Source organism: Cellulosimicrobium sp. NPDC030954, assembly GCF_055571305.1.
In genome coordinates this window covers 87,092-104,021 of the sequence record NZ_JBVIFN010000012.1, presented here as the reverse complement: position 1 = coordinate 104,021, position 16,930 = coordinate 87,092, and the positions used below count along the sequence as shown (strand labels likewise).

At 71.2% G+C, this 16,930-nt stretch carries 8 protein-coding genes; 3 read left to right on the top strand and 5 right to left on the bottom strand.

The window, feature by feature from the left end; genetic code table 11:
- Positions 1-1,196: 1,196 nt before the first annotated feature.
- The 3 genes from ACZ402_RS18365 to ACZ402_RS18355 all read right to left on the bottom strand — a co-directional run bounded on the left by ACZ402_RS18365 (position 1,197) and on the right by ACZ402_RS18355 (position 4,038).
- Positions 1,197-1,700 carry a hypothetical protein gene (locus tag ACZ402_RS18365; protein ID WP_375825429.1) on the bottom strand — a complete coding sequence of 168 codons (504 nt, stop codon included), beginning with the start codon at positions 1,698-1,700 and terminating at the stop codon, positions 1,197-1,199.
- A 1,025-nt stretch (positions 1,701-2,725) separates the two neighbouring features.
- Entirely contained in the window at positions 2,726-3,397 is a 672-nt protein-coding gene (locus ACZ402_RS18360; RefSeq protein ID WP_375825430.1) for a GAP family protein, read from the bottom strand.
- A 143-nt stretch (positions 3,398-3,540) separates the two neighbouring features.
- On the bottom strand, positions 3,541-4,038 hold the full coding sequence (locus ACZ402_RS18355) for a DUF1269 domain-containing protein (RefSeq protein ID WP_375825431.1): 498 nt from the start codon (positions 4,036-4,038) through the stop codon (positions 3,541-3,543).
- A gap of 212 nt (positions 4,039-4,250) precedes the next feature.
- Between ACZ402_RS18355 and ACZ402_RS18350 the strand changes: the two genes are divergently transcribed.
- From ACZ402_RS18350 to ACZ402_RS18340, 3 genes are all read left to right on the top strand, one after another.
- Positions 4,251-5,576 carry an ion channel protein gene (locus ACZ402_RS18350; protein WP_375825432.1) on the top strand — a complete coding sequence of 442 codons (1,326 nt, stop codon included), beginning with the start codon at positions 4,251-4,253 and terminating at the stop codon, positions 5,574-5,576.
- A 2-nt stretch (positions 5,577-5,578) separates the two neighbouring features.
- Entirely contained in the window at positions 5,579-7,366 is a 1,788-nt protein-coding gene (locus ACZ402_RS18345; protein ID WP_465272301.1) for a SulP family inorganic anion transporter, read from the top strand.
- A gap of 332 nt (positions 7,367-7,698) precedes the next feature.
- Positions 7,699-8,322, top strand: a complete 624-nt coding sequence (locus tag ACZ402_RS18340; RefSeq protein ID WP_375825433.1) for a PAS and ANTAR domain-containing protein — start codon at positions 7,699-7,701, stop codon at positions 8,320-8,322.
- Between the two features lie 46 nt (positions 8,323-8,368).
- Here ACZ402_RS18340 and ACZ402_RS18335 read toward each other — a convergent pair whose 3' ends face one another.
- Positions 8,369-8,788 carry a phage holin family protein gene (locus ACZ402_RS18335; protein ID WP_375825434.1) on the bottom strand — a complete coding sequence of 140 codons (420 nt, stop codon included), beginning with the start codon at positions 8,786-8,788 and terminating at the stop codon, positions 8,369-8,371.
- A 131-nt stretch (positions 8,789-8,919) separates the two neighbouring features.
- Positions 8,920-16,815 (bottom strand): DUF5979 domain-containing protein, encoded by a 7,896-nt coding sequence (locus tag ACZ402_RS18330; RefSeq protein WP_375825435.1) that lies wholly within the window; start codon positions 16,813-16,815, stop codon positions 8,920-8,922.
- Positions 16,816-16,930 lie beyond the last annotated feature (115 nt).

Sequence of the window (16,930 nt, the reverse complement as noted above, 5' to 3'; positions counted from 1 at the left end):
ACCCCGACGACGAGGACATCGACTGGTCGATCTCGGTCCACACCCGCCCCGGAGCACTCGGCGGCTACGAGATCGAGCACCGCGACGCCGCCACCAGCGAGCACACCACGACCACCGAGGCAGACCACACCACCATCACGAGCCACCTCCTGGACTGGATCAGCCACCGCTGACCACTTCCGAAACAGGCCCTAGGAACCCTCCTTGCGGTGACGCTACCCATCAGCCAGCCCTTGGCCTATCGGAGTTGGGCCGTCATGCTCATGGTTGACCCTTCGGTCAAACAACGTTTGATACACCGAAACCACGAGGGTGCCGAGAGAGAGGATCAACAAGAGATGCACGGCCGAGTTGGTGGCACCTTCCTCGATCCAACCTTGCCCGCCACGCGCGAAGCCCACCGAAATTCCACCGGCGGCTTTATCCCTGGCTGCAGCGAGGTAGAGACCCAACACACTCAGACCACCGACTGTGATGCAGAACCCGATCAAGAGCGAATGCCGTCTCCCACGCGGCCAGGCCGCGACCCCCAACGTAAGCATGTACGAGATGAGTGCGCCGGAACTGGCTATCGCCGCAAATTGGAGTATTGGTAGACGCGGATCGGTGACGCCCACTACCTCGTTGTTTAGCGAGAGCACCGCTCCGCCCTCTAGGGCGACGGCTTGAGCGCTCATAACGCCAATTATTGCCACCGCAAGAACCCCAAGAGCACCACCCGCTACACCCCAGGCAAATAACCTCATAGAACACCTCGGGTAGATCGTTGATGAAGCACGATAGACGTGTTGCTCGCTAGTAGGTGACTCGGCACGTTAGCTCAGCCGGATCGCCCCCGTAGCCGCCAACCGACCAGCGACAAAGGCTGGAAGCACTATATTGGCGCTGATGCTGGAAACTGATACTTCCCCCCGGCGTCGACGTCGCGGAATGAATAAGCATATATCCAGGCGCTGGATAGTAGTTCTCAAGCCTTACAACCACCAGGCCGAGGTTCACAAAAGCGCTGCCTCCTGTAATGCTTGAGCGAACGCCGGAATAAACATTCACTCCCTCGCTGGTAGGCCGAGCACTGGCGTATGTGTATGTCGCGGCCTGAGCGGTCGGAACTGCGATGAGGCATGTCACAGCGAGGATCGTCGCTACGAACCCAGCGCGGGATCCCCTGCCCGGCGTGAAGCGGAGTCCCTTTGCCTTCACTCGGAGACCTCCCGTGCAGGGGCGAACTGGAACACAGAGCCGTCAGCGCGTGAGACGTCGAACTGCGCCAAACCCGGCGATTCCGGATTGACTGAGACGAGATTCGATGTCGATGACGACACCTCCGCGCGCATGATGCTCTCGCGGTTCTCGTGCGCGGCCGTCGGGAGAACTATGTCGGCGGGAAAGAGGTACGCTTCGGCCGAGGTTTCTGGATCGCGGATGCCGCTTCCAGCGCTGAGTCCGATGCCGTGCCTGTAGAACGTCGTGATATCAGCGCAGGACGACGCACTCATCCCCTCCGTTCGGATGTGCGAGATAAAGCAAAGGCGCGATGTCCCCGACCGCGCGATCCAGTAGTCCGCCGCGGCATCACGCCCCAGGAATCGCGACGAGGTCTCATCGATGTCGCCGAGGTCTTCAAGCGGCACTGAGCTCGGAACGATATCAGCAGCGTCTTGCGGTGTCGAAAATTGGGGAATCATTACCTCGAGGCTCACGCCCTCACCGTCCGCGAGCGCAGGGCCCGCGGCGGTAAGCCCTACCAGCGTTGCCACTGCGCCAAGAAGCCCTGTTGTAGTGCGTCGCATGTGTACTCCTATCTAGCCGCGACTAACGCGTCTTGCAAGTAAGGTCCAGGTTCCCGATGTTCGAACCAGAGAATGGAAAGTCCTACCAGCACTTGAAGTAGACGTTAGTTCGTCGCTGATGAGACATGTTCACCTCGCCGGCGGTCCCGTAGGTATAGTGCAGCGTTTGATAGCCAGGAGCGGGGATGAACGTCTCGATGTGCACGCGAGCGCTTGCCCCATCAGCACTGAACGCCTCCGTGAAGGCCGTCCCACCGCTGATCGACACGAGGGGCGGTGATTGCCTAGCGGACAGCTCGCTCGTACTGACCGCACTCGCATAAGTGACCGCCACCGCCTGGGCTGGCGGCGCGAGGGTGATGCACCGCGATGGCTGCGACTGTCACAATGAGCGTATTTCCGGCTCGGCGCAGACCGCCTAGTCTTGCCGACGACGACGTGGATTTCCCGGCGTGAAGTGCCGGGTGGTCTGTGCTCAACTCGACTCCTTCGTCTCGTTTTGTCTACCGTGCACCGTACGCGGGCCCCCTGGTGAATGCAAGGCTGACTCTTGACCCGTTGCAAGACTGCGTATGGTGCGGAGATCGCCTCAATCGCTGGAAGGCGTGTCCGACGCCGCGTCACCGGATGCGGTTCGAGCTGACTGACCCAGGTCTGGCCGCCATCGTCCGGTACCTGGTCTAGGCCGTTGCGATCCCGAGGCCCGTCACGTTCGCGAAGATTCTTGTGGTCCGCGGTGAGGCCTGTGCCGGGCGTGATGCCCAGTCGGGTTGCCCAGCCTGGTGATGAACGCGACTGGTCGCTGAGCGGTGACCACCGGTCGTCGTACTGCTGGAGACATGTTGCCGGAGCGACCCAGACGGTCTGACGGCCCGGGTGTGCATCGACAGCACCGGACGGCTCCGGCGAACCGGGCTCCCGTCGGCGGGACGCGGTCAGAGCGCCGCGACGCCGTCGCCGAGCATCTTGGCGCCCAGGACGAGCAGGAGGACGGCCATGATGACTGCGTTGTTGTGGATCATCCACGCCTTGAGCTCGTCGAGCATCGTGGCCGCGCGGGACCCCATGAACAGGTAGATGAAGACCGGGGTCGCGACGCCGAGGCTCGCGACGAGCGCGAACACGACGGACGCGACCACCTGGGCGTTCGTGTCCGCGGGGGCGGCCGACGCGATCGCCGCCCCGCCGGAGACCACGAGCAGCAGGTTCTTGGGGTTGACCGCGCCCAGCAGCACCGCGAGGCCGGCGGCCTTCACGGGCGTGAACGCGTCGATCGCCGCCATCCACGTCGGCGCCGGCGGCTCGACCCCGGCCCGCGGGCGACCGCGCCACTGCTTCACCGCGAGGAGGAGCAGCAGGACGCCCAGGACGATCTTGAGGATCGCGGCCCACAGCGGCGGGCCGTCGTCGTCCGGCGTGGCGGCCCCGGCGAGCGTCGCGACGAGCAGCGTGACCGCCCCGACCGCGACGAACCACCCGACGAGGAACGAGAAGGCGTTCGCCTTCGCCCGCCCGCTCACGAGCATGAGCGCGACCGCCACGATCGGCAGCGGGCTGATGAGCACACCCACCGCGACGGGGAGGGACTGACCGATCGCCGCGCCCATGGGCGGCCTCCTTCGTGGTCCGGTCCCGGGGCGGGACGACGCGGACTCCGCGGGCTACGGCACCGGTGCCGTCGCATACGGGCGGGTGAGGTGCCCGACGGCGGTCCGCGCCGCCGTCGGGCACCTCACCCGGGGAGGGCCGCTCAGGCGTTCTCGTCGAAGGCCGCGCGGAGCTTGGCCTCCTCGTCCGCCGAGAGGTTCGTCTGGATGAGCTCGCCGTGGACGCCGTCGGCCTGCAGCGCCTCGTGCACGCGGTCGATCACGGCGCCCGAGGTGAGCACGAACAGCGCCGACGTGCCCGGCGTGACCTTGCTGCGCACGGAGTCGATGAAGTCGTCGTCGATGCCGACGTCGGTCAGCGCGCCCGCGATCGCGCCGGACGCCGCGCCGATGGCTGCCCCGAGCAGCGGGACGAAGAAGAGGAGGCCGAACAGCAGGCCCCAGAACGTGCCGCCGAGCGCCCCGACCGCCGTCGTGTTGTTGCCCTGCCGCGTCTTCGGCTTCTTCTTGCCCTCCTCCCAGGACACGATCGCCGCGTCCTGGACCTGGATGAGCTCCTGCTTCTGGAGCGCGAGCAGCGCGTCCTCGGCGCGCTGCGCGCCCTCGGGGGTGTCGAACTTCCACACGGTGAGCGTTGCCACGTCAGACCTCTCGTTCCGGTTCGTACGTTCGGCGGGGGCGCGGCGCTGCGCCCCGGGACGCGTCGAACGTAACCCTGGGCCCTGGGTTGCGCGCGGCGAGCGTCGACGGTCTCGACCGGCGCGCCGCAGGCGCCGAGGCCCAGGGCTTCCACGGCTCCCGGGGCTCCGGGACTCCGGATGCAGCCCTGGCCCGCCCGTGGTTCTCTTCCCGTGTGTCCGACGCGCCGGCTACCGCCCTCACGACGAGGCGCCTCCTGCGGTCCGTGGTCCCGGCCCTCGTCGTCGGTGTCGTCAGCGCGCTCACGCTCCTCGCGCTCTCGGAGCTCGCGACCTGGATCCAGCACCTGGTGTGGGACCGGCTGCCGCAGGCCTGGGGGGTCACGACGACGCGCACGTGGTGGACGGTGCTCGTGCTCACCCTCACCGGGGTGCTCGTGGGTGCCACCGTCCGCTGGGCGCCGGGGCACGCCGGCATCGACCCGGCCACCACGGAGCTCGTCTCCGCCCCGCTCCCGCTCCGGGCCCTGCCGGGTCTCGCGCTCGCGCTCGTCCTGGGCCTCGCCGGAGGGGTGAGCCTCGGTCCCGAGAACCCGATCATCGCGATCAACGTCGCGCTCGCCGCGTGGTTCCTGTGCCGCCCGCGGTTCGGAGTCCCCGTCACGGGAGCGGTCGCGCTCGCGATGGCCGGCACCATCGGCGCGATGTTCGCGACTCCCCTCGCCGCGGCGCTCGTGCTCACCGAGAGCTTCGCCGAGCGCGGCGACCGGAGCGGCCCCCTGTTCGACCGGCTGTTCGCCCCCCTGGGTGCCGCCGGGGCGGGCGCCGTCACCATGACGGCGGTGGGCGCCCCGACGTTCGCCGTCGACCTCCCCGACTACCCCGGCCCGGCCCTGGGCGACGTGGCTAGCATGGCGGTGATCGCCACCGTCGCGGCCCTGGTCACGCTCCTCGCGGTGCTCGCGTTCACCCCCGTGCACACCCTCTTCCACCGTTTCCGCAGCCCGGTGCTCGCGCTGGGGCTCGGGGGGCTGGTGCTGGGCCTGCTGGGTGTCCTGGGCGGGCCCCTCACCCTCTTCAAGGGCCTCGAGGAGATGAAGGAGCTCGCCGACCAGGCCGACACCCTCGCCTGGTCCGCGATCCTCCTCATGGCCGTCGTGAAGCTCGCCGCGCTCGTCGTCGCGGCGGGCGCGGGCTTCCGCGGGGGCCGCATCTTCCCCGCGGTCTTCGTCGGTGTGGCCCTGGGGCTCTCGGCCTCCGGGCTCGTCCCCGCGGTGCCCCCCGCGATCGCCGTCTCGGCCGGCGTGCTGGGAGCCGTCCTGGTGGTGGCCCGGGACGGCTGGCTCGCACTGTTCATGGCGGCCGTGGCCGTCGGCGACGTCCAGCTGCTGCCGGTGCTGTGCGTGGCCGTGGTCCCGCTGTGGCTCGTCGTCCGCTCGATGCCGCCGCTGCGCGTCACCGTCCCCACGGGCAGGCCCGAGTTCGGCGCGCTCGGTCCCGTGCCCGCACCGGCCGGCCCGGCCGGCCCCGCGGAGCGCTGACCGTGCCCGGCACCGGCGCACCCGCCGGCCCCGGAGGCACGGGCCCCGACGACGGCCGTCACCCCGGGCGGACCGGGCGGACCGGGCGGACCGGGCGGACCGGCTGGGCCGGTCTGCTGCGACGCGCCGGGCGCCCGACGCGCTCGGACGTGGTCTCCGGCATGGTGACCGGACTCTTCTCGATCCCGGAGGGCATGGCCTACGCCTCGATCGCCGGCTTCAACCCGGTCGCCGGGCTCTACGCCGGTGTCGCGCCCGCGATCGTCGGGTCGCTGACCGCGCGGACCGTCCTCATGATCACGACGCTGACGAGCGCGATCGCGCTCACCTCGCAGAGCGTCCTCGCGGCCGCCGGCCTGGACCCCACGGACCCCGCCAACGTCGCGACGCTCACGATCATGGTCGGCCTCGTCATGCTGGTGCTCGGCGCGCTGCGCCTCGGCGCCGTCATGAGCTTCGTCTCCAACGCCGTCATGGTGGGCTTCTCCACCGGGATCGCCCTGCAGATCATCACGGGCGTCCTCGAGGACGCGACCGGTTACGACCCGCAGGGCCACAACCGGCTCTACCAGCTCGGCGACTGGCTCGTCCACGTCACGTCGTGGGACCTCGCGACCACGCTGGTCGCGGCCGCGACGATCCTCGCGTGGGCCCTGGCCCGGTCGGTCCGGCGCCTCGTCCCCGTCGCGCTCCTCGTCGCGATGGTCGCGGTGACCGTCGTCGTCGTGGTGGCCGGGATCGACGTGCGTCAGGTCGCCGACATCGCCTCGATCCCGTCCGCGCTGCCCAGCCTGTCGCTCCCCGACGTGTCCGCGGCGCCCGCCCTCGTGGGCGGCGCGGTCGCCGTCGCGCTCGTCGGACTGGCGCAGGCCGCGTCCATCGCGCCCTCGATGCCGAACCCCGACGGCTCCCGCGCGGACACCAACGCCGACTTCCGCTCGCAGGGGTGGGCGAACGTGGCCGGAGGCCTCTTCCAGGCCCTGCCGAGCGGCGGCTCGATGTCCCGGACCGGCGTCGCGGCCGAGGCGGGGGCGCGGACGCGCTGGGCCGGCGTGGTCAGCGGGGTCTTCCTCGCGCTCGTCGTGCTCCTCCTCGGCGGCCTGGCCGAGCTGATCCCCATGCCGGTGATCGGCGGGCTCATCCTCGTCGTCGGGGGCGAGCTCGTCTGGGGGAAGCGGCGCGAGATCCTCCTCGTGCTGCGGACGTCGCCCCTCTCGTCGCTCGCGATGGTCGTCACGTTCCTCGCGACGACGCAGATCCCGCTCCAGCAGGCGATCGTCGTGGGCGCCGTCCTGTCCCTCCTGCTGTACTGCGTCCAGGCGGCACGGCAGTCGCGCCTCGTCCTCCTGACGCGCGCGCCGGACGGCCGCTGGCGCGCGGCGCCGGAGCTCCCGACCCGGCTGCGCTCCGGCGAGGTCACCGTCCTCGACTTCTCGGGGACGTCGTTCTTCGCGGCGCTCCCCCGGATCGAGGGCCAGTTCCCCGACGGCAGCGGCGCCGAGCGCGCCGTCCTCGTCCTGGTGCTGCGCACCCTGCCGGACATCCCCTCCTCCGCCGTCATCGAGCTCCTGCACCGGACGGCGAGACGCCTCGCCGGGCAGGGGAACCGGCTCGTCCTCGTGGGCGTCACCCCCGCGATGCGCCAGCTCCTCGAACGCACGGGCACCGTCGCCGAGCTGGGCGAGGACGCCGTCGTCGACGCGACCCCCGAGGTCATGGGAGGGCTGGACGACGCGGTGGCGGCCGCCGAGCGCTGGGCGCAGCAGGCTCCGGGCGAGGGTGCCCGGTAGGCCGCTCCCGGCCTCGCGCGGACCTCACGGCCGACGACGACGTTCTCGCCGAGGCACCCAGCGTCGTGGAGCGCCGCTGTCGCCAGCGGGGCATCGACCGCCGCGCCGACGACAGCAACGCGCGCCCGAAGGACCGCGCGAGGATGTTCCCGCACGGCGCGCCGGAGCGGGCTGCTTCACGTCCGGCGCCCCGCGGCACCTCGGCCGCGTCTTCACCGTAGGAACCCCGCCCGGCGCTCGCCATCGCTGCGGGTCTCGTCGAGCGGTAGGCTCGGGAGGTCGAGTCTGGACCTGGCTCCTCACCCACCGGAGACCCGGAGGCCAGCATGTCCGTGGACGACCATGCCGTCGAGCAGGCCCTCGCGCGGGGAGCGCACCAGCAGATCGGCCAGTACCGCCTGGACCTGAGCACGGGCGTGTGGTGGTGGTCGCCCGAGACGTACCGCCTGCACGGCTTCGAGCCGGGCGACGTCGTGCCGACGACCGCCCTCGTGCTCGCCCACAAGCACCAGGACGACCGCGAGCGGGTCCGGCAGGTCCTCGACGAGGCGCGTCTCACCGGCGAGCCGTTCTCGAGCGTGCACCGGATCATGGACGCCCACGGCGGCGAGCGCTTCCTCGTCGTGGTCGGCCAGGGCCGGCGCGACCGCGAGACGGGCGAGGTCTGCGAGCTCGTCGGCTACTTCGTGGACGTGACGCGGACCGTCACCGACGCCGCCCAGGAGCGCGCGCGGCACGACATCGCCGCCGCCGCCGAGACACGGGGCGCGATCGAGCAGGCCAAGGGCATCGTGACGCTCGCGTACGGCGTGGACCCGGACGAGGCGTTCGCCCGCCTCCGGCGCGCGTCCAACGACCGCAACGTCCCGCTGCGCGAGCTCGCCCGGCTCGTGGTGCACGAGGGTGCGCAGGGCGGCACGGACGGCGTCGAGCGCGTCGCCGCGCTCCTGCGCTAGCTGTACTGACGACGGCGCCGCCCACCCTCGGGCGGCGCCGTCGTCGTCAGCCCTTGGCCGTGGCCTCGCGGATCCGCTTCTGCTCCTGGCGACGGTCCCACCAGCGCGTGAGGACGAGCCACCCGAGGAGCCAGCCGCCGAGCGCGCCGATCAGCCAGACGACGACCGTCACGCCGATCCACGTGGACGCGCCCGAGATCTCCAGGCCGTCCCCGACGAGCGTCGCGACCCACAGGGCGAGGAACGTCGACACGAGGCCGATCCCGCCCAGGATCGCCGACGCGTACTTGCGCGCCACGTTGAACACGAACGGCGCGAGGATCGCCTGGGCCACCGCGAAGATCAGCACCGCGACGACGAAGCCCGAGGCGTGCACCGTGACGCCGTCGAACAGGCTCGAGGCGACGAGGAGGCCCACGGCGGCGAGGACCACGTTGATCGCGAAGCTCAGCAGGAAGCGGATCATGCGGTAACGGTCCCGCCCCCGGTCAGGTTCCGCAACCCCAAGCACGCGCGCCTGCCGGGTCTGTCACGACCCGGGAGGCGCGCCGTCCGGGGGACCCGTGCCCCGGCGCGGGGAACAGGACCACCGTGGGGTCAGCCGCGGCTCGCGGTCCGGGTGCCGCGCCGCCGCGCGTCCGCCAGGAGCGCGCCCGTCCCGGCGAGCAGGACGGCGAGCACCGCGGCCGCCCCGACGCTCGCGCCGGTCGGCGGGAGGCTGCCCCCGCCGGTGGCGCGGAACGCGTTGGTCACGGTCGCGTCGACCTCGGCGGCGTCGCCCGTCGGGACGGTGAACGCGTCCGACGTCGGCGTCGCGTCGTCGGGGTCGACCGTCACGTCGGTCCCCGCGACGGCGAGCGTCACGGCCTCGGCGTCGCCCGCGTCGGTCTCCGCGAGCGTGCACTCGGCCCCCTGGGGGACCTGCTCGTAGACGGCGGTCCAGTCGTCGTCGTCCGAGAGCGTGCGCTCGGCGCCGCCCGGGACCACGACGTCCGTCGTGACGCCGTCGACCTCCCACGTGCAGGCCAGGTTGACGACGAACTCGTCGCCGCGGTGCTGCGACGCGCCCGGCCCGGCGAGGGCCTTGGTGACGACGACCTGCCCGACGTCGAACGTGTTCGTCACCGTCACCCGGGCGGGGTCCGGACCGATGGTGGCGGCCCCGGGCTCGCCGCCCTCGACCGCCGCGGAGATCGTGGTCGAGGCGGCGCCGCCGGTCGCCGTCTCCGTGACGACGCACTCCGCGCCGACGGGCAGGCCGTCGTAGACGGCGACCTCGCCCCCGGAGATCTCCCGGGTCGCTCCGCCGGGTACCTCGACGTCGGTGCCCTGGAAGGCGCACGCGAGACTCACCTCGAACGGCCCGGCGCCGAACGCCTCGCCACCGTCACCGGTGACGACCTTGGTGACCTCGATCGCGCCGGCGTCGTAGGTGTTGGTCACCGTGACCTCGACGGGGTCCCAGACCTCCGCCGTCGCGTCCACGACGACCGGGTCCGGGGTCACCGCGACCGAGGTCGCGCCACCCGTCTCGGTCTCCGTGACGGTGCACGTGTCGCCGTCCTGCAGCCCGAAGTAGAGCGCCGGGAAGCCGGGACCGAACCGACGGTCGGGACCGCCCGGGATGACCGTCACCGGCTCACCCTGGGACGTGGTGCACTCCAGCGTCACCGCGTACGGGAACTCGTCGAACGGCACGGCCGCCAGGTACTCCTGCAGCTCGTCGAGCAGCGCGAGGAGCGTCTCCAGGTCGATCGGTCCCTCTGGGACCTCGGGGAGCGGGGGCAGCTCCGGCATCGCCGGCGCGAACGCCGCCGCATCGCCGTCGACCACCTTGCGGACGACGAGCGGAGCCGTGTCGAACGTGTTCTCCACGGTGAGCGTCACGGTCGTCGGGTCGCCGTCGACCGCGGGCGGGACCACGACGTCCACCGACGTCCCGTCCACCGGCTCGCCCCCGTCGACGGCGATCGTCGTCGACGAGGCCCCGAAGTCGTCCGTCTCCGTCAGGGTGCACTCCGACCCGACCGGCAGGCCGTCGTAGACGACGCTCGCGCCGCCGTCGACCTCGCGGACCGCGCCACCCGGGATCGTCAGCTCGACGTCCTGGTACGTGCACGCGAGCGTGAGCTCGAACGGGCCGGGGCCGTAGAGCGCGCCGAGACCGGCGAGCTCCTTGTCCACCTGGATCGACCCGACGTCGAACGTGTTGGTGATGACCACGTTCGCGACGTCGCCGCTGCCGACCGTCACGGTGTCCGGGACGACGACGACCTCCTCGTCGGGGTTCGTCGCCCCGCCGTCGTCCGTCTCCTCGATGTCGCACACGGCGCCGGTCGGGAGGTTCGAGATCTGGGCCTCGAGCGGCCCGGCGGCGCCGAGCACGACGTCGGCGTCGTAGACGGTGCGCGGCACGCCCGGCCCATCGCCGTCGTCGTCGTAGGTGCACGTCACGTGGATGGTGAACGGGCCGGTCCCGTACGCGGGTGCGCCCTCGCCGGTCACGATCTTCTGCAGGTTGATCGCCCCGACGTCGTACACGTTCGTCAGGGTGACGTCGTTGGTGCTCAGGCCGCCGACGTCCCCGACCAGGCTGACGTCCGTCGTCGGGCCGTCCGTCGTCACCGGGTGGCCCGGCAGGCCCTGGTCCACGGTGATCGTCACGGACGACGCGTTGCCCGTGCCCGTCTCGGCGACGGTGCAGACCGACCCGACGGGCAGCTCGTCGAACTCGACCGTCTCGCCGTCCTCGATGGTGACCACCATCGGGTCGTCGGGGCCGTAGCCCGCCGCGTAGACGGGCTCGCCGAGGAACGTGCAGTCGACCGTCGCCTCGAACGGGCCGAACGGCACCGGGGTCCCGTCCTGGTCGACGGCGTCGGTGACGACCTCCTTGTCGATGACGAGGCTCGCGAAGTCGTACCAGTTCACAGCCTCGATGACGGCCGGGGCCGCCGGGTCCTCGCTGTCGATGGTCACGGTCTCGGGGACCAGGACGAGGCGCGTCTGCCCGTCGCTGCCGTCCTCGGTCACGGTGCACACCGCCCCGTACGGGAGGTCCGGCACGACCGTCGGGGTCCCCGGGGTCACCGTGATGGGGATGGGGTCCAGGACGGTCTCGACCCACGTCCCCACGGCGGACGTGCACTCGACCGTCATGGCGAACGAGTCGGGCGCGTACTCGGACGCGTCACCAGCCACGGTCTTGTTCACCTGGAGCGCGCCCGCCGCCGTCGCGACGCCGACCTTGGTGCCCTCGGTGGAGACCATGTTGAACCGGGTACCGCCCTGCGTCACCCCGACACCGTTCGCGGCGGCCGAGTTCCAGGCGATGGACCGGGGTCCGGCCTCGGGCACCTCGGGAGGCGTCGTCGTCGTACCGTCGATCGCGATGAACTGGCCCGGCTGGAACGGGAAGTCCGGGTCCATCTCGACGACGGCCTTGAGCGCGGTGATCTGCTCGTACGTCTCGGCGGGGATGTCAGCCGTGAGCTCGGCCCAGCCTCCCGCCGTCGGGTCGTCGGAACAGGTCGGCTCGTCGATCGGGGAGGCCAGGTCGTCCGCGCAGTAGTCGTCGACGAGCGTGTAGTAGAACGTCGTCGTGCTGTTCGCGGGCGCGTTGACGAGCTGCGGCGGGGTCGCGGGGTCGAGCAACGGCGCCCACTGCGACCCGCGCTCGGAGGTCGACCGGGGGTCGGAGGCGGTGTCTCCGGGCCGCGGGAGCCGGTCGTAGACGACGACCGTGTCGATCGGCAGGTTGCCGACGTTGTCCACGCGGATGCGCCAGGTCTCGTCGTGCCCCGGGATGATCACGGGCGTGCACGGGTAGGCGTAAAAGCCGTCGTCACCGAGCGGGAGGCACTCGGCGGGCGGGTTCGGCGCGGCAGGGTCGACGATGACGTCCAGCTGGTCGTCGGCCGTCGCCTTGACGAACTTGGACTGCGAGAGCACCGCCGACGGGATCGGGGTGACGTCGGCGTCCGCCTGGCACTGCCCGGTCTCGGCGTCGAGGCGGCTGACGCACTCGTCCCACGGCCGGTCGCCCGTGACTCCCGCGGTGTTGTTCACGACGGTGTTGGCGGCCAGACCCGTGCGGAACTGCACCTGGACGGTGATGGTGTACACCTGCCCGACCTCGAGGACCGTCCCCTCGGGGAACGTGAACGTCAGCCCGAAGATGTTGCCGTCGCGGTCGACCGTGACGTCGGCGGGATCCGTGGGCATCTGCGGTCCGTTGGGACGGCCCGGGGGCGGCGGGAGCGCCGGGTCACGGTCCTCCGGCTCCGTCAGCGCGTAGCTGTACGGCTCGTCCACGTCGGCCAGCCGCAGCTGCGGGCCGTCGGCGTCGCTGGGCATCGGGTCGTCGACGATCACCGGGTCGACGATCGGGCGGTTGCCCGTGTTCGTCACCGTGATGTTCATGGGGATCACGGCGTTGGGCTGCTCGGTGCCGCCCGAGACCACGCCCTCGAAGTCCTTGACGATCTGCACGCCGTTCTCGGTGTGCTGGTAGGTGATGCCCCCCTGCGCGTCGGCGTCGGCGGTCACCGGGACCGGGTTCTCCGGGTCGTCCGGGTTGAAGACGAGGTCGGCGCCCGTCACCGTCGACGTCACGTCGTTGGTGGCGAGGCCCGGCGCGGTCTCGCCCGGAGCGGGGGCGTTCTGCGCGAGGTCGCTCGGCACCGGGGTGCCCGGGTCAGAGCGCAGCGTGTCACGCACCTGGATCTCGAGGTTCACCGCCTGGACGGGGTTGGCCGGGTTCTCCCAGATCGCGCCGTCCGCCCGCGTGAACGTGAAGCGCAGGCCGGTGACGGTCGACGGGTCGGTGACGCCGTCCGGGAGGGCGAAGGCGTCGGCCGACTCTCCGTCGGTCCACGTGCAGTCGGCGAACGTGTCGTTCGCCTCGTCGTAGGTGCCGCCCACGCAGGCGTCGACCTGCACCTGGTCGATCGGCGCGGTCAGGACCGACGCGTCGAACCCGACCAGGTCGTACTGGTTCCAGAAGCTGCCGTCCACGTCGGTGAGCACCATCTCGACCGCGCGCGACGGGCCCGTCGGCTGGCCGGTGATGGTCAGCGTCGAGGTGGGGTTCTCCTCGGCGTCCGACCCCGGCTCGACGATCGTGGCCGGGTCGAACGACTTGGTCTGCACCAGGGAGATCGCGGCGTCCTGGAGCTCCATGTCAGCGGTGTCCCACGCCTGCGGGACGTCCGCCGTCGTGCCACCGGGGTCGACGACCTCCGCGCCGGCGCTGTTGGGCACCGGCGAGTAGTCGGCGACGGTGATCCGCGCCGAGGTGTCGTACCGGTCGAACTCGCGCAGGAGGAGCGTGAGGTCGAGGATGCCGGTCGCCTCGGAGTCCACCCTGCCGTCGAACGAGACGTCGATGCCGGTCACGTCCGCCAGGTCCGCGGCCGAGAGGTCCTCGGCGCCCGCCTCGTCGTACGTGTCCGTGCTCGTCGCGGCCCCGTCCCACCTCGTGAGGACGACCGTCGTCGTCTCGGCACCGCTCGGCGGCGTGATGTCGACGGCGGTGAGGGTGAAGGCGTCGAACGGTGACGTCCCCGGGTCGGTGACGGGGTCGAGGTCACCGTCCGGGTTGGCGGACGACGGCTCCGTGATCCGCAACGTGTCCACCCGGGCGACGGAGTCGTTGGTCGCCGTGATCACCGCGTGGGTCGACGGGTAGGCGTCGTCGGGCGTGCCGTCCGGCGGCACCGAGAGCGGCCCGCCGGTCCAGTCCTTGACGATCCCGACGTTGATGGGCTGGTCGATGATCAGCACGTCGTCGTCGTCGGTGTCCGTGCGGTCCGTCCCCTGGAACGTGGCCGTGCCGCGCGCGGTGTCGTTCACCAGGCCCGGGTTGCCCTCCCGGTTGTAGAGCATGCCGTTGGTGCTGCCGAGCGCGGGGCCGCCGCTACGACGGTCGTCACGGAGCTGGAACGTGAGGTCGAGGTGGCGGCCGTCCGCCTGCGTCGAGCGGGCCACGCCCGATCCCGCCGCGGGCTGCGTCGGGTCGGCCGGGAACTCCTCGCGTGTCGGGGACTCCGTGTAGGTGAGCCGCACCGAGGTGGCGTTCGCGCGCTCGTCGTCCGTCAGTGTGTACCCCGGGAACGACGTGTTGCACGGCGCGGCGACGCTGCACGGGTCGTTCTCGGCGTCGACCCATGCCCCGTCGACGAACAGGTCGACGCCGGTGACCGCGTCGTAGATCATGAGCGGGTCGGCCGACGGGTCGATGGCCTCCACCCGGACCAGGTCGAAGGCGTCGTAGAACGACCCCTCGATCGCGTCGTCGTCCGCGGCGACCGGGTCCGCGATGTCGCTGATCACCATCGGGTCCACGCCCTCGAACCCGTTGGTCGACCAGGTGATCTGCGCGGTGATCTCGTCCTGCGTCCGAGCCCGCACCGTGTACGGCTCACCCGTCTGCCCCTCCGGCGCCAGGAAGTCCTTCGCGATGAAGTCCAGGTCGCCCGGGTCGGTCGGCACCGGGAACGGGTCCACGGTGGCGCAGCCCTCCGCGGGCGGGGTCGGTGCGACCGCGCCCGACGAGGCGCTGGAGGCGCCGCAGTTCGCGATCGGGTCGTCGGCGTCCTCCGGGCCGATGTAGGCCGCGGTGAAGTTCGGCTGGAAGCTCGTCCCGGGCGGGAAGCCCTCGTCCGAGTGGTAGGCGAACTGCACGCCCTGGGCCCCGTCCGGCAGGTCGCAGTTGACGGTGGTCGCGCCAGTGAACGTGCCGCAGTCGGGGTCGGTGACCCACGCGGTGCCGTCCCAGTAGCTGATCGTCAGCGTCGCGCCGGCCGGCACGTCCGTGGAGCGTACCGAGGTCGCCTCGAAGTCGTTCCAGAACGCCTCGGGGGCGTTCGGGTCCGTCGGGTCCTGGACGACGACGTCGTTGGCGTCCGTGGTCGAGCCGTCCGGGCCGAACGGCAGGAGCTGGGTGGGCAGCTGCACGATGACGCTCTGCCCGGGCAGTGCCGGGATCGTGGACGGCGAGATCGACTTCGTGGTCTCGGTCGCGAGCCGGTCGGTCAGCGTGACGAGCGACGCGTCCGCGGTCTCCGAGTCGTTGGGGATCGTCGCCGTGATCTGGTTCGGGTGGGTGACGTCGTCCTCCGCCTGGTCCGGGTCGGTGTCCGCCTGGAACGGGATCGACGCCTCCGCGCCGGTGACGATGGCGCCCGTGAACGTCACCGTGAACCCCACGACGACGCAGCCCCCGGGCGGGTCGGGCAGCGTGTTCTCCGCCTCGGCCTGAACCGTGGGTGTCGAGCCGTCGGAGCACGTGTAGGTGACGCTCGCGGCGTCGGCGTTCGCCGGCCACTGGACCACGCCCGGGGCGTCGGGCGTGCCCCAGCCGGTGAAGGTCAGCGGGTCGTCGCCCTCGAACGGGCTGGGCGTGCCGGGTGACGGCTCGGTGATCGTCAGGGACGTGGTCGGGTCGCCGTCGTTCGTCGCGCCGATCGTCACCGTCGTCGGGTCGCCCGCGGACACGACGGCCGGGTCGAAGCTCTTGGTCGGCGTGACCGAGTTGTTCGGCGGCGTGATGACGTACGTGTCGCTCGCGTCCACCGGGTCCGTCTGCTCTTCCCCGTGGATCACGTTCGACGACGTGGTGTTGCTGACCGTGGTCGGGTCGGTGATCTCCGTGACGGCGTCGGTCTGCTCGACGTCGAACGGGATGCTCGCCGAGGCATCGATCGCGATCTCGCCGTTGAACTGCACCGTGAAGCCCTCGACCACGCAGTCGGCCGGAGGGTCGGGGAGCGTGTTCGGCGTCGTGCTGGTGTCCGACGGCGTCGTCCCGTCCGCGCACGTGAAGGTCACGTCCGCCGACGTCGCGCCCTCGGGCCACGAGACGTCGCCCCATCCCGTGAAGGCGAGGTAGGTGAACGGGTTCGGGTCCGTGCCCGTCGTCGGCTCGGTGAGGACGAGGGCGTCCACGGCGTCGTTCGACGTGTTGGTGCCGCCGATGGTCATGGTCGCCGGTGTCCCGGGGCTCGCGATGGCACCCGGCGGCTCGATCGTCTTGGTCGTCTCCGAGCCGAGGACGAGGGGGACCACGATCGCGATCGTGTCGGACGCCGACTGCATCGGCGCGTTGTCCGAGACGACGGTCGCGGTGTTCGTGTACGTCGCGCCGTTCTCGCTGTACGGGATGTTCTCGGGCACCTGTGCCGTGATGAGGACCTGCGCCTGCTGGCCGTTGTTGACGTTGTCCGCGGTGAACGTCACGGTGTCGGTGTCGGTGTTCGCGTCGACGGCCGGGTTGACGGTCCCCGCACCGGCGCTCTGGATCACCGCGCTCACGAGCTCGAGGTTCTCGGGCAGCGGGTCGGTCATCGTCACCGGCGCGCAGGGGTCGGCGTTGGGGTCCGAGCACGAGATGGTGACGGCCCACTGGACGTTCTGGCCGGGCTGGTACGGGCCGGTGCTGATCTCCGTCTTCGAGATCTGCCAGTCCGCGGCCGCCGCCGGCAGCGCGGGCACGAGCGCGAGCGGCAGCGCGAGGAGGACGGTCCCCAGAGCGGCCCAGGCGCGCCGTACGCGCCTCGCGCGTCGAACCGACCGTGTCCGGGTAGCCCGTGTCGCCCCGCTCGTCGCC